This is a genomic window from Legionella longbeachae (genome assembly GCF_004283175.1).
Classification (GTDB): domain Bacteria; phylum Pseudomonadota; class Gammaproteobacteria; order Legionellales; family Legionellaceae; genus Legionella; species Legionella longbeachae.
Genome location: NZ_RXNW01000007.1, coordinates 139,250 through 153,225 on the forward strand (window position 1 = coordinate 139,250; position 13,976 = coordinate 153,225).

Genomic DNA, 13,976 nt, shown 5'->3' on the forward strand with positions numbered 1-13,976 from the left:
AATCTTCAATCATGAAATGTTTAATGATAGATAAAAATATATCTTTTCTAAGCATTTATCCTAAATGGCAAGAGAGTCTTCAATGTTATTTGGAACAAGATTTAAAAAATGGATATCATTTTATCTAGAGACAAATTATTCAAACTAAATCGAACTGTCTAGCTCTGCGCAAATAAATTTTATCCGTACCATATATGCTGTGGTGTTCCTGAGAGTGCCACACGGATTTGGTCATATATCGTTGCTCCAGTTAAGTATATTATCAATCTTGAGTAATATCTTTGGAGTCGCTAGGTCCAGAAAATTAAAGTCGTTTGGATTCTAAAGCATGGAGTTGGCTTGTCATGAAATTAACGTTCGCCACCATTTAAAACCTGGATAATTTACCCAGGTTATAGATCAAAACAATTGAGTATGAATTTTAATCATTAATGCTTTTTAGCCAGAAACCATGGAATTAATACAAATAGAATTAATCCACCAATTAGAAATGATTCAAAAACGATTACATTACCTACTGGAATTTGAGTAGGTGGTACAAAGCCAATTAAAATAGCAACGAGACAACATAAAATACCTATTCCAGATACAAGCCACATGACTTTATTTCCCCCTGGAATAGTATAGGCTCGATGTTGATTTGGTTTGCTGTATCTTAGCTTAATAGCTGCTGCAAACATAAAGATATAAACTAATAACGCCATTTGAGCACATAAATCGCTGAGCATCCAATAGGCTGCATTGATAGAGTCCAGCAAAATAAAAGCAGTACTTAAAATGGTAAAAATAATGGCTTGAGCCAAGAGGATGTTTGTTGGAACGCCATATTTGTTTGTTTTTGCAAACCTTGCGGGTAAGGAGCCATCACGTGCAGAGACCATTAATCCTTTAGTTGGCCCAATAATCCATGCGGACACACCACTAAGTCCACCTAAAATAATTAACACGGCGATTACTGAGGTCATCCAAGACATATGATAGGCTTTAAAAAATACCGCATAAGCATCAATAAGTCCGGATACTACACTTAAATTTTCATTAGGAACGACCATAACAATAGCTAAGGAGCCTAAAGAAAGAGTAGAAATAACCAATATTGTGGAATAAAACAATGCTTTGGGGTAATCATGTTGAGGATTTTTAACTTCTTCTGCATGTACTGCAGACATTTCCATGCCGAGTAAACCAAATAGAACAACCGCAAAAAGTGATAAATTACCTAATGATTCAAAGTTAGGTAACAAATTAGAAGAATAACCTACGGCTATTGGCTTGCCTTGCATTCCCCAAAATACAGCAAGAACAATAATGAAAAGCATCGGAAATATTGTACCAACGGTTGCTCCAATGGTGCTCATGATGCTGGATATTTTCATCCCGAAACAATTGAGGATGGTGAATAACCAAAATAATACGAGTACAGTGCTTAATAAATAAAGTTTGTTATTTCCTAATTCAGGAGCGAATAAATAAGATAATGTAGCTGCTATAAATGCGAGTATAGTAGGGTACCAAACTACGTTATATATCCATTGCAGCCAAATGGTGATAAACGCTGCTCGTTTACCGAACGCTTCGCGAACCCACACATAGATTCCACCTGTATTGGGAAATGCTGTGGCTAATTCTGCTGCTACAAGGGAAACAGGTATAAAAAAAGCGAATGCGGCAACAACGTAATAGGATATTAAAGATAAGCCGAGTTTTGCACTGATGGGTAGGGTGCGCAGGCTATCAACAGCGATGACGTTAATCATTACCAAAGAGAAAACGCTTAAAACCTTTTTGGGGTGATTCATGATTAGTCCTTAATGATTGCGGTTTAGGTTAAACCGCGAATAACTTGGATGTAGAGTTACTATCGGTTGGTTTTTAATCAAGTGCCTATCTAAGAATTTTCGATATCCCGCTTTTAACTCACGGGATATCTACAGGAGGGATGTATACTTATAGAGTATTTCGCTATCAAAGTTTCTTTTTAGAAAAACCAGATTACTGCTAAGCTAAAATCCAACCTAAATTAATATCAAGCACATAAATTTCTAAGGACGTACTGCAAAATACCTCCATTCTTATAGTACTCTAATTCATCAGCGGTATCGATACGGCATAAGGTTTGAATTTGTTCTACTTGCCCATCCGCACGCTCTATAGTTACCGGGATAATTGAACCAGGTTTTAATGAATCAGATACCTCGATACTAATACGCTCATCTCCTTTTAGATTCAGAGTTTTACGTGTCATATCATTGCAAAATTGTAAAGGTAAAACTCCCATCCCAATTAAATTAGAGCGATGGATGCGTTCAAAACTTTCGGTGATTACTGCCTTGACACCAAGTAAGTTAGTGCCTTTCGCAGCCCAATCTCTTGATGAGCCTGTACCGTATTCTTTACCGGCGATGATAACGAGATCATGATGGTGTTGCTGATAAAGCATAGCCGCATCATAAATTGGCATAACTTCACCGGATGGAATATAACGTGTAATTCCTCCTTCTTGACCTGGGGTCATTTCGTTACGAATTCGAATATTTGCAAAAGTACCCCGCATCATTACTTCATGGTTACCGCGCCGAGAACCATAAGAATTAAATTCTTTTTCCTCGACCCCTTTGGATTTTAAATATAACCCTGCGGGAGAATTGGCTTTAATTGAACCAGCGGGAGAGATATGATCAGTAGTAATTGAGTCACCAAACAAAGCAAGTACATAAGCTTTTGTAATAGGTTTAATTGGCTCTGGCTTTGTTTTTAAATTATCAAAAAATGGTGGGTGTTGGATGTAAGTTGAGTCCTCATCCCATTCATAAGTCTTACCACTACTGGTTTTAATTGCTTGCCAATGCTCATCACCACGAAAGACTTCTGCATATTCTTTGCGGAACATACTGCCTGTAACTTTTGATACTTCAGCGGCAATTTCTGCATTTGAGGGCCAAATATCTTTCAAATAGACATCATTGCCATGATTATCTTTGCCTACTGGCTCTTTACTGAGATCAATCGTCGTTGTTCCACATAATGCATAGACGACAACTAAAGGTGGAGAGGCTAACCAGTTTGCCCTAACTTGAGGATGCACTCGTCCTTCAAAATTACGATTTCCTGATAAGACTGCAGAAACAACTAAATCATTATCGCTGATACAATGAGAAATAGCGTCAGGAAGCGGGCCTGAATTACCGATGCAAGTCGTACATCCATAGCCTACTAAATTAAAACCCAATTGATCCAAATAAGATTGTAATCCAGCTTGTTTGAGATAATCAGTAACTACTTTGGAGCCTGGAGCTAAAGACGATTTAACCCAAGGTTTACGCGTAAGTCCTTTTTCAACCGCTTTTTTAGCGACTAAACCAGCAGCCATAAGCACACTTGGATTGGATGTGTTCGTACAACTGGTGATTGCAGCAATGGCGACATTTCCATGTTTCATTTTAAAGTCATGATTTTTAACTGCAAATGAAGTATCTTTCTCATTCTCTTTGCCTGCCTCTGTAAGGAATTTAGAGAATTCAATGGGTAATGTGCTAAGAGTTACCTTATCCTGAGGTCTTTTAGGGCCTGCTAATGAGGGTACAATAGTACTTAAATCTAATTCTAAAGTATCAGTAAACACGGGATCTTCACTATCCTTGTCATACCACATGCCTTGGGCTTTAGCATAAGCTTCAACTAGAGCGATAGTATGTTTATCACGTCCTGTTAAATCGAGATAACGAATGGTTTCCTTATCTATTGGGAAAAATCCGCATGTTGCACCATATTCAGGAGCCATATTAGAAATAGTGGCGCGATCAGCGAGTGGTAAATCACTCAAACCTGGGCCATAAAACTCAACAAACTTGCCAACAACACCTTTTTTCCTAAGCATTTGTGTTACAGTAAGTACGAGATCAGTTGCTGTAATCCCTTCGTTCATTTTTCCAGATAACTTAAATCCGATCACCTCGGGTATGAGCATCGATACAGGTTGTCCTAACATTGCTGCTTCTGCTTCGATGCCGCCCACACCCCAACCTAAAATACCCAGACCATTAATCATGGTAGTATGAGAATCGGTTCCAACGAGGGTATCTGGATAAGCATATAGATTGCCATTATCATCACTGCTCCATACCGTTTTGCCCAGGTATTCAAGGTTTACTTGATGGCAGATCCCTGTTCCGGGTGGAACAACTTGAAAATTATCAAAAGCTTTTTGCCCCCAACGTAAAAATTCATATCGCTCTTTATTACGCTTTAGTTCAATTTCGGTATTGACAGTTAATGCATCCCGGGTACCAAATTTATCTACCATGACTGAATGGTCAATAACCAAATCAACAGGCGAAAGCGGGGAAATTTTATCTGGGTTTCCCCCCAGTTTCGCGATTGCATCACGCATGGCAGCCAGGTCAACTACAGCAGGTACCCCAGTAAAATCCTGCATAAGTACACGTGCCGGTCTAAATGCAATTTCATGCTGAGATGTTTTCTTATGTAACCATTCCGCAATAGCTTTAATATCTTTAGTAGTAACAGTATTGTCATCTTCAAAGCGTAGAAGATTTTCCAGAAGAACTTTTAAAGAGTATGGGAGACGATTAATCCCTTTAAAATGTTTATGCTCAGCTTCTTTTAAACTAAAATAATGATAAGTTTTATCATCTACTTGCAATACGCATTTTGTTGACAAGCTGTCACGACCTACTTTCATAAAAAGCTCCTGAAATCAAAAATTGAATGATAGCTCAAATTTAAGAAAATTCCATGAGATCTTATAAAATTCACTTGAGCTTTTTACATTGCCTTGGTGCAGACGGGGGTATCCAAAGTATACACAGAGGTATCTATATCTTGCATTTCATCAAATTTTACAGAAGGATCGATTAATTTTGCGCCAGTTTGGAAAATAATTTTCTCTTCAAGCTTTTTAGATGTTGTATCGAGCAACTCTGGTGTTAATAAGTAAAGGCAAGCGGGGGCTAATAAGGTAATTCCGATAGGTAAAAGAATTGCTCCAATAAGTGGATTAAATGCAAAGGCAGGTAAAGATGCCAGGATTAATGCAGCGCCTAAAAAAGCGGTTGCAATTGATATATTGTTTTTTATAGGTTCTTTTTTTATTACGTCATTAATTCCAACAGGATGGTATTTGGAATTGTGATAATTATCTGTATAGAAAAGAGTAGACTCAGGTTTGGATAAACACTTGAATAGGGTTTTAGCGAAACGATTATATTGCTCTATTATTTGTTCTCGCTCATAAAACTCATGTTTTTCCTTTAATGCTGTTTCAAAATCATTAATTCGAGCATTTAACATGTCAAGGAAGAAATCCGTTTGCTCTTCTGCCAGTTGCTTTTGCACTAACAATTTTTTTGCTGCATTAATTTTTTCCACTGCAGTTGCGTGAGAGTTTTTTTGAAAAAAAGGCATAGTCATTTCCCCCGTGTTTAATGTAGGCACAGGTTATCATTAGAAGTTAAAACAGAAATAGATTCCTTGTTTAAGTTTTACACTTAAGCAATATTTATTAACTTCAATTTAATTATTTTAAAATAAAGTTCACAAATGAATTACAACTAAACCTATTGTTACATTTAGAATTATCGATTATAAATTATTTTCTGACCTATTTCGGATCAATAAATGAAGGAAAAAATAATTTTAATTACTGGATGTTCAAGTGGAATTGGATTTGATGCGGCCTTTGCTTTAAAAAAAAGAGGACATAGAGTAATTGGCTCATGCAGAAAAAAAGAAGATGTCGAAAAATTATTAAACATTGGATTGGAAGCCGTTCAGTTGGATGTTTCTGATTCATCGTCAATTCAAAACGCATTCGGAACAGTATTAGCCAAAACTGAAGGGCGAATAGATGTTTTGATTAATAATGCGGGTTATGGTCAAGCAGGGGCATTAGAGGATATTACTCGTGATGTATTGCGTGCCCAGTTTGAAACAAATGTTTTCGGGTTATTGGAACTTACAAACCTGGCGATTCCCGTTATGCGTAAACAGGGAACTGGCCGTATCATTAATATTAGCTCAATATTAGGTATTATTAGTATGCCTTTTCGTGGTTCATACAATGCTTCAAAATATGCAGTAGAAGGCGTTAGTGACACATTAAGATTAGAATTGCACTCATCAGGGATTGATGTCATTACTATAGAACCTGGGCCTATAGAGAGCCGTTTCAGGGATAATTGTGTTGATAATTCTTTTAATTACATAGATAAACAACATAGTTATTTTAATAAGCAATATGAACGTATGTTAGCGGATTTTAAACAGCAAAAATCTGCTTCAATTTTTACTAAGCAGCCTGATGCAGTAATCAAAAAGTTGTATCATGCTATAGAATCTAAAAGACCTAAAGCAAAATACCCAGTCACTCTTCCTTCTTATTTACTGATTTTTCTAAAAAGGATTCTGACTACCAAGATGCTTGATAAAATTCTTCTATTCACTTCGAAAAAAGAATTATCATAAAAACTTGATGCACATTTTATAATCTACTCTATTAATTCAAGGAAATTTTTAAGTAAAATAGGGTGGATGTTTACTAAGGCGAGTTGACAACACTCCTTAATATTTCCGCACTCCACCATCACGCTTTATTACTGAGAGTGCGAAATTGACCTATGCTTTGCCTAGTTCGTTCTCGCTGAAGAGTACTGGGATTGGTTTAAGGATGGCTTCATTTTTGTGAAAGTGGCAATCTATATCCATCTCTCCATCGAAATGAGTCTCCGCTTTAGCGAGGTGGCTACAAATTCGTAATGCCAATTGCAAGACTTTCATCCTGGGTGGCTCTTAATAGACCTTGGATCTTGAATGCTTAGAGTACATGATTTAAGGATGCAGTGTGAATTGACAAAAACTCAATTAATAACTCAAAATTTTTATTAAAAAGAGAAGCAAAATTCTAATTTATTTGCTAATATCTAATTGGGTTAAAAAATCATTAACTATCAAGGAAGTAAAAATCATGAAAAAATCAACAATGGCGGTAGCCGCACTATTAACTGTATTAGCAGCTCCTGTAGTTTCTGTTGCTTATGCAGATGCTTCTACTCCAGCTACTTCTAGCTCTTGCAATGGTTGTAAAGGTTGTACCGGTTGCAAAGGTTGCACTGGTTGTAAGGGTTGCAAAGGCTGCGGTGGTTGCTCTGGTGACTAATCAGTAGTTTATCCTGTAAAGAGGTAGTTTTTACTACCTCTTCGTTATTTTGTCTTCTCTTATGTAGTAAAAATATGATTATTCACTCTGAATTCAATTTACCTCAACTTAGCAGATGGCATAAAAAGGCTTATTTAGGCTATGCGCAACAAATTTTAGAAGCACAACAATGGATGACTTCTACTAAAGGGAAAAGTATTCTTCATTATACCTTAAAAAATAAAAGGCGTTTTGAGCGAATGAGTCATTATCCGCAAGGTGATCGCATAGATCATAAAACTGGAGCGCAATACTTTTACCATTGTCACCGTGAAAATTACGAAAGTACGGAACATGGCCATTTTCATTGTTTTCTTCGTTATAAACATATTCCTAAAAGCATTAAACCCGCACCTTTGACAGATTGGGATAGATACATCGATAATCCTATGACGCATTTGGTAGCGATTGGAATGAATCAATTTGGACAACCGATTCGTCTATTTACAGTAAATCGATGGGTAACATCTGAAATTTGGTATGGTGCCGAGCATACTGCTCGCTTGATAAAACGCTATAAAATGACTTTAATTAATGATCCATATTGGCAAATACTTGACAAGTGGGTAGAAGGAATTCTTCATATATTTACTCCTCAAATTTTATGGTTACACCAAGAACGGGATAAGAAAATTTTGCAGCATCAAGTTAATAGCTCGGCTGAAAATGCCTATATGGATTATGATCTTGAAGAACTTTCAGAGATACCAATTGACTTGAAAAAGCAAATAGAGTGGATTATTGATTGATAACTATTTTAAAATGGAAGGTATCATTCTAAATTTTTTGTAGACTTCCTGTTTTTGTAGGTGCAGACAAATTTTCAATTTGCTTCAATTCAATTCGTTTCGCCTACTACGCAGGAAATTTGAACAATATGATAATTCATTCTCGTGATGCGTACCATCACTGGTGTTCTTTATTTCTGAGTTTCAGCAAAGCGAAATGATGAACTATTATCTATTCAAATTTTGCAGTGATCATCCGTCTCTAAAGCTCTAATCCTAGGCAGGCAGCATCTTGCGATTCTTCAGTGCCTGGAATTTATTGAGCTTCATTTTTGTAAAGAACGCTTAGAGCCGGGTTGTGCACAATAAAAAGGGCACGGGACTACCTTGTCATAGCTGCCACCATTAATACCTTGGCAATTGCCATTAGTATCTAAATTAATGGAGTTGAAAACCAGATTAGTACAACCATTATTTTTAGAGCAAATTAAAGACGCTGGATGTACTGAGTTTGTTGCCACTACATTGTTATAAGTAATACTACTTAAATTAACATAACTAAAATGCCCAGTTGTGCCGTAATCAAGATCAAAATATATAAGGTAATGTACGCCGCTCATGGTTACATTTTTATAAGATATATTAGAGATACTCGCTGTTTTGGTTTGATAACGTTTTGCTGAATCCTCACCAGAGCAACGTGTTTTAATGCGTAAACCATACTGAGCATTTTGAATTGCCATATTAGTGACTGTCATATCAAAAACATAGACCTATGACACTATGATTATCTTGTTTCCATATAAGCATTCGAATTTTTGTGTAATTTAGCGGTCGGAATTTTGGTTATTTTGGAAAATGATTTATAATTAAAATAATCTAGGCTAGCTCTATAAGAAAAATTGTTCTTTTTTTGGGAGCAGCTAATATTTTAGTGTCTGAGTTTATACAAAAGGTGTGCATTTTTTCGTTTAAGATGTTTAAAAAGCACGCAAATGTTTTTTTGCCAAATTCACGTTAATTAATCTGTACTATAATTTACATGCAAATTAAATTTATCGGAGTATTTGCATGTCTTCCTACGCAAAAAATAAATCCCAAGAGGATGTTGAGTCCATTCATCAGTACTACATGGAAATTATTAATTCAATGCCCAATATTGTTTATTGGTTAGATACTGATTGCAATTTGAAAGGATGTAATAATAACTTTATAAAATTATTAGGATTAAATACTCTTAAAGATTTGGATGGCACTCCTTATCAACAGATGGAGAAGTTTGGCCATTGGGATAAAGATAGAGTACAGGAGTTGAAACTGGATGATATGAAAGTAATTTTTTCAGGTATTCCTCAACATAATGTACAAGAAAAGCCCATTGCGGATGGAGCAGGTAAGAATTATTATTTCCAATCCTCTCGCATACCCATGCATAACCGTAATAAAGACCTAATTGGTTTGATTGTAATTTTCAATAATTTAACGCCTGTCAACGATATTGAAGTACATACAAAAAATTATATAAAAAATGTTCAACACATGGAACATGCTTCAACAGAAAACTATTTGCCTAAAATTCTTATGGTAGAAGATAATATTATCGCGCAGAATGTTGAGAAGGCATTGTTAACTGCTCTAAATTGTCAGGTGGATATTGCAAATTCAGCAGATAGTGCCGTGAAATTGTTCCAACCAGGAAAATATGATTTGGTATTGATGGATATAGGTTTGGAGGATTCTTCTGGTTATATAGTTGCAAAGCAGTTGCGACAAAAGGAAAGAGAAACAGAGCATCATGTGCCTATTATCGCATTAACGGGCTTTGAAGCCGATGTAGTGAAGTATGATTGTCAGCATTATTTTATGGAGGGTGCAATTAGCAAACCATTAACTTGTGACCAAGCAGAACAGATTATTAAGCATTATGTTTATCATATGGATGTGCCTGTGCGAGGTTTGAAGACAATTTAGTATCCTGCTATTATGCCTTCTTTTTAAGAAAGTTATTTTATGGATAATCATTTGTTGCAAAACGAACGAATCTTATCTTTAGATGTGTTTCGTGGTTTGACAATGGCGCTTATGGTCTTAGTAAATAGTTTGGGAACGAGGATTTCTTATCCTATTTTACTACATTCAGAATGGAATGGCTGTACTTTGGCGGATTTGGTATTCCCTAGTTTTTTATTTATAGTAGGGATGACTACGGTTATTAGTCTAAAAAGACATATAAAAGAAGAAAGCAAAACAGAAATTTATTACAGCATATTTAAGCGTACAATCATATTGTTTTTATTAGGAATTTTCCTCAATGTTTTCCCTAAAAATGTTGACATTTCCTCAATACGAATTTACGGTATTTTGCAACGCATCGCTCTTTGCTACTTAATTTGTGCTTTTATTTATTTACATACAACAATAAGAGCTCAAATTTTTATTTTTTTGGGTATATTGTTGGGATATTGGTATTTTTTGGCCTGTTTTCATTTGCCAGTTTCAGGGATGAATCAACTAACTATAACGCGAAATTGGGTTGGCTATATCGATCAGTTGCTCTTTTCACCGAAACATTTATTATTTAGAAACTTTGATCCAGAAGGACTTTTAAGTACGATCCCCTCTATTGCTACAACTCTGTCTGGTCTGATTGCAGGAAATTTATTGCTGGCTCAGATCCAAAAACAAAAGAAGTGTATTCTAATGGTTGCATCAGGCCTGGTCTTTCTTCTATTAGCATGGTTATGGAATTATAGCTTTCCAATAAATAAAAATTTATGGACAAGCTCTTTTGTTTTATGGTGCAGCGGATTTTCACTTATTATTTTTAGCTTCTGTTATTTTATTATTGACATAAAAGGATATAACAAATGGTCATTGCCTTTTAAAATTCTTGGAATGAATGCGTTGTTTATCTTTATTTTTCATGTGATGTTATTAAAAATCCAATCTTTTTTCTTACTACCATTGCCAGATGGGACTCAAGATATAGTGCGAGTAGCAATTGCAGAATATTTGTTTGGTAATTTTAGCCCTAAAAACGCGGGGTTGTTTTATTCACTAACATTTCTCTTGTTAAATTTTTTAGTAGCCGCATTTTTATATCGCCGTAAAATCTTTATAAAAATCTAAGTTCTTTACTGGCAGTTATTTCAATGAAAGGAGGGGCAGAATGCATTATTATCAAAGTTTACATATTGTTCATTCGTTATGAGTTAGCTATAATGCTAGGTTAAACTAAGTAATATGAAGTTAATGGAGTTGCTTTAGATGCCAATTTATGAATATCAATGTACAAGTTGTCATCACCATTTTGATTTGATGCAAAAAATCAGTGACGATCCAATAAAACAATGTCCCGTTTGTTATAAGGATACCGTAGTTAAGTTGGTTTCTGCGGCTGGTTTTCAGTTAAAAGGCACTGGATGGTATGCTACTGACTTTAAAAATAAAAGCAGTAAATCAAAGGAAGAGGGGGCTAAGAATGACGAATCTACTTCCACTATTCAGGCCAATGATACGACTGCATCTAATACAACAAAAGATGGTGATACCAAGTGAGAACGCTGTCATTAAGACGCTATTTACTTGCTGGATTGGTAGTATGGTTACCCATACTTATCACCATTGGCGTGTTACGATTTATTATTGACTTACTTGATAATACTTTAGCTTTGATTCCTAAAGTCTATCAACCTGAGCAATTGATAGGACATCACATTCCTGGTTTGGGAGTTATCTTATCATTATTAATATTGCTGATTACAGGGATAATCGCTACCAATTATTTTGGTCAAAGGCTCGTTGCATGGGGAGAATCTATTCTTTCAAAAATCCCTTTGGTTCGTTCAATTTATAAAACAGTTAAACAGGTAATTAATGCGGTAGTATCAACAAACAGCGAAGCTTTTCGTAAAGTAGTCCTCATTGAATACCCGCGCAAAGGATTATGGAGTATTGCATTCCAAACGGGGACATCAAATAGCCAAATTAATGATAAATTAAAAGATACACTTATTTCTGTATTTATACCTACTACTCCTAATCCAACTTCGGGCTTTCTGATGATGATTCCCAAGCGAGATGTTGTGGAACTGGATATGAGTATTGATGAAGCACTCAAACTTATAATTTCTTTAGGAGTAATGCCGCCCACACCAAGTGCTGCATTACTAGCAACAAGTTAATAAATATTTTATAGGCGGTTTTTTATATGCGTACACACCATTGTTTAGAGGTTAATGAATTAAGTTTAGGGAAAGAAGTGATTGTATGCGGCTGGGTTCATAACCGTCGTGACCATGGTGGAGTGATATTTTTAGATATTCGCGATAGCTCAGGTCTATTGCAAGTCGTATATGAACCAGAAAATGTAAAAGCTTTTTCAGATGCAGAAAAACTTCGCTCAGAATTTGTGGTACGAGTGACAGGTGTGGTGCGTCAACGGCCAGCTGGTATGATTAATGAAACTATGGCAACGGGAAAAGTTGAAGTAGTTGGAACGCTGCTGGAGATTCTAAACCAATCACCTACACCTCCATTCTTGCCTGATGATTTTCAGATAGTTAATGAGGACTTACGCTATAAATACCGTTATATTGATTTGCGACGTCCTGCTATGAAACATAAGCTTACAGTGCGTCATCAGTTAAATAGTTGTATCCGTACCTATCTTAACGAGCAAAATTTTCTTGATATTGAAACCCCTATGTTAACCAAAGCTACACCAGAAGGTGCACGCGATTATTTAGTACCATCAAGAGTGCACCCGGGTCAGTTTTATGCACTTCCACAATCGCCGCAACTATTTAAACAACTACTAATGATTTCAGGATTTGACAAGTACTATCAGATTGTTCGTTGTTTTCGTGATGAAGATTTGCGTGCTGATAGACAACCTGAATTTACTCAGCTTGACATTGAAATGGCCTTTATTGATGAAGAGTGCATTTTAAATCTTATTGAAGGTTTACTGAAAACGGTATTCAAGCAAATCCTAAATGTGGACTTGCCTGAAAAACTAAAAAGGATGTCCTATGCTGAAGCAATGAGGCGCTTTGGTAGTGATAAACCTGACTTGCGTAACCCTTTAGAGCTTGTCGATGTAGCTGATTTAGTAAAAGAATCTGATTTTAAGGTATTTTCAGTTGCCGCTAATGATATAGACTCAAGGGTTGTTGCCCTAAGATTACCCGGAGGTTGCGATCTTAGCAGAAAAGATTTAGATGATTATGGACGTTTTGTTTCTATTTATGGGGCCAAGGGACTTGCTTATATTAAAGTAAATAATCTTGCTGAGGGAATGACCGGTCTTCAATCGCCGATTTTGAAATTTCTTTCAGAAGATGCCATTAACGCTATTTTACATCGTACTGAAGCCAAAACAGGTGATGTTATATTCTTCGGTGCTGATAAAAGTCATATAGTCAATGAGTCTATGGGGGCATTGCGAATTAAATTAGGACATGACAAAAATTTACTCAAAGCAAGTTGGGAACTGTTATGGATTATTGATTGGCCCATGTTTGAACTGGATTATGAGAGCAAAAAATTAAGTCCTATGCATCATCCTTTTACGTCACCCAAAAATTTAGATCCTAATAACTTGCGTACCAACCCAACCCATACGTTAGCCAAAGCTTATGATATAGTGATTAATGGTTATGAAATTGGTGGTGGTTCGATACGAATTCATCAATCAGAGTTACAAAAAGCAGTGTTTGAGTTACTTGGAATTAATGAACAAGAAGCTCAGGAAAAGTTTGGCTTTTTATTAGATGCTTTACAATATGGAGCTCCTCCACATGGAGGTATTGCCCTTGGCATCGATCGTTTAGCTATGTTATTAACAGACTCAACATCTATCAGAGATGTAATTGCTTTTCCTAAAACTCAAACGGCATCGTGTCCTTTAACGAGTGCACCGTCACCTACGGGAAGTGCACAACTAACAGAATTAGGAATAAGACTTGCTCCAACTACGCAAACTAAATAAAATTTTAGGGGTAGGATGTTTGTTGGCAATGAGAAGTAATAAC

General features: G+C 36.0%; 12 protein-coding genes. 8 read left to right on the plus strand and 4 right to left on the minus strand.

Annotation, left to right across the window (positions count from 1 at the left end):
- Positions 1-428: 428 nt before the first annotated feature.
- From EKG34_RS08805 to EKG34_RS08815, 3 genes are all read right to left on the minus strand, one after another.
- Entirely contained in the window at positions 429-1,799 is a 1,371-nt protein-coding gene (locus tag EKG34_RS08805) for an APC family permease (RefSeq protein ID WP_003637089.1), read from the minus strand.
- A gap of 227 nt (positions 1,800-2,026) precedes the next feature.
- Positions 2,027-4,702 carry an aconitate hydratase AcnA gene (gene acnA, locus EKG34_RS08810; RefSeq protein WP_003637090.1) on the minus strand — a complete coding sequence of 892 codons (2,676 nt, stop codon included), beginning with the start codon at positions 4,700-4,702 and terminating at the stop codon, positions 2,027-2,029.
- A gap of 83 nt (positions 4,703-4,785) precedes the next feature.
- On the minus strand, positions 4,786-5,424 hold the full coding sequence (locus EKG34_RS08815; protein ID WP_003637091.1) for a lpg1689 family Dot/Icm T4SS effector: 639 nt from the start codon (positions 5,422-5,424) through the stop codon (positions 4,786-4,788).
- A gap of 213 nt (positions 5,425-5,637) precedes the next feature.
- On the opposite strand from EKG34_RS08815, the gene EKG34_RS08820 reads away from it, so the two are divergent.
- From EKG34_RS08820 to EKG34_RS08830, 3 genes are all read left to right on the plus strand, one after another.
- Positions 5,638-6,483, plus strand: coding sequence for an SDR family NAD(P)-dependent oxidoreductase (locus EKG34_RS08820; RefSeq protein ID WP_003637092.1), 846 nt, complete (start codon positions 5,638-5,640; stop codon positions 6,481-6,483).
- Between the two features lie 499 nt (positions 6,484-6,982).
- Positions 6,983-7,174 (plus strand): hypothetical protein, encoded by a 192-nt coding sequence (locus tag EKG34_RS08825; RefSeq protein ID WP_003637094.1) that lies wholly within the window; start codon positions 6,983-6,985, stop codon positions 7,172-7,174.
- 74 nt (positions 7,175-7,248) lie between these two features.
- Positions 7,249-7,962: a DUF6969 family protein gene (locus EKG34_RS08830; RefSeq protein WP_003637095.1), complete on the plus strand. Its 714-nt coding sequence runs from the start codon at positions 7,249-7,251 to the stop codon at positions 7,960-7,962.
- 305 nt (positions 7,963-8,267) lie between these two features.
- On the opposite strand, the gene EKG34_RS08835 is transcribed toward EKG34_RS08830, so the two are convergent.
- Positions 8,268-8,699: a glycosyl hydrolase family 28 protein gene (locus tag EKG34_RS08835; RefSeq protein ID WP_003637097.1), complete on the minus strand. Its 432-nt coding sequence runs from the start codon at positions 8,697-8,699 to the stop codon at positions 8,268-8,270.
- 313 nt (positions 8,700-9,012) lie between these two features.
- Here EKG34_RS08835 and EKG34_RS08840 point away from each other — a divergent pair, with 313 nt between their 5' ends.
- The 5 genes from EKG34_RS08840 to aspS all read left to right on the plus strand — a co-directional run bounded on the left by EKG34_RS08840 (position 9,013) and on the right by aspS (position 13,933).
- Complete coding sequence (locus tag EKG34_RS08840; RefSeq protein WP_012979117.1) at positions 9,013-9,912, plus strand: response regulator; 900 nt, start codon at positions 9,013-9,015, stop codon at positions 9,910-9,912.
- Positions 9,913-9,951: 39 nt separating this feature from the next.
- On the plus strand, positions 9,952-11,070 hold the full coding sequence (locus EKG34_RS08845) for an acyltransferase family protein (RefSeq protein ID WP_003637099.1): 1,119 nt from the start codon (positions 9,952-9,954) through the stop codon (positions 11,068-11,070).
- A 138-nt stretch (positions 11,071-11,208) separates the two neighbouring features.
- Positions 11,209-11,499 (plus strand): FmdB family zinc ribbon protein, encoded by a 291-nt coding sequence (locus EKG34_RS08850; RefSeq protein WP_003637100.1) that lies wholly within the window; start codon positions 11,209-11,211, stop codon positions 11,497-11,499.
- Complete coding sequence (locus EKG34_RS08855) at positions 11,496-12,125, plus strand: DUF502 domain-containing protein (protein WP_003637102.1); 630 nt, start codon at positions 11,496-11,498, stop codon at positions 12,123-12,125. The genes EKG34_RS08850 and EKG34_RS08855 overlap by 4 nt, the downstream gene beginning before the upstream one ends.
- A 26-nt stretch (positions 12,126-12,151) precedes the next feature.
- Positions 12,152-13,933 carry an aspartate--tRNA ligase gene (gene aspS / locus EKG34_RS08860; protein ID WP_003637103.1) on the plus strand — a complete coding sequence of 594 codons (1,782 nt, stop codon included), beginning with the start codon at positions 12,152-12,154 and terminating at the stop codon, positions 13,931-13,933.
- The last annotated feature ends 43 nt before the right edge of the window (positions 13,934-13,976 follow it).

Coding starts and splice junctions, on each gene's coding strand:
- EKG34_RS08805 (WP_003637089.1), bottom strand. CDS start 1,799: ATGAATCACCCCAAAAAGGTTTTAAGCGTTTTCTCTTTGGTAATGATT.
- EKG34_RS08820 (WP_003637092.1), top strand. CDS start 5,638: ATGAAGGAAAAAATAATTTTAATTACTGGATGTTCAAGTGGAATTGGA.
- acnA (WP_003637090.1), bottom strand. CDS start 4,702: ATGAAAGTAGGTCGTGACAGCTTGTCAACAAAATGCGTATTGCAAGTA.
- EKG34_RS08850 (WP_003637100.1), top strand. CDS start 11,209: ATGCCAATTTATGAATATCAATGTACAAGTTGTCATCACCATTTTGAT.
- EKG34_RS08845 (WP_003637099.1), top strand. CDS start 9,952: ATGGATAATCATTTGTTGCAAAACGAACGAATCTTATCTTTAGATGTG.
- EKG34_RS08835 (WP_003637097.1), bottom strand. CDS start 8,699: ATGACAGTCACTAATATGGCAATTCAAAATGCTCAGTATGGTTTACGC.
- EKG34_RS08830 (WP_003637095.1), top strand. CDS start 7,249: ATGATTATTCACTCTGAATTCAATTTACCTCAACTTAGCAGATGGCAT.
- EKG34_RS08825 (WP_003637094.1), top strand. CDS start 6,983: ATGAAAAAATCAACAATGGCGGTAGCCGCACTATTAACTGTATTAGCA.
- aspS (WP_003637103.1), top strand. CDS start 12,152: ATGCGTACACACCATTGTTTAGAGGTTAATGAATTAAGTTTAGGGAAA.
- EKG34_RS08815 (WP_003637091.1), bottom strand. CDS start 5,424: ATGCCTTTTTTTCAAAAAAACTCTCACGCAACTGCAGTGGAAAAAATT.
- EKG34_RS08840 (WP_012979117.1), top strand. CDS start 9,013: ATGTCTTCCTACGCAAAAAATAAATCCCAAGAGGATGTTGAGTCCATT.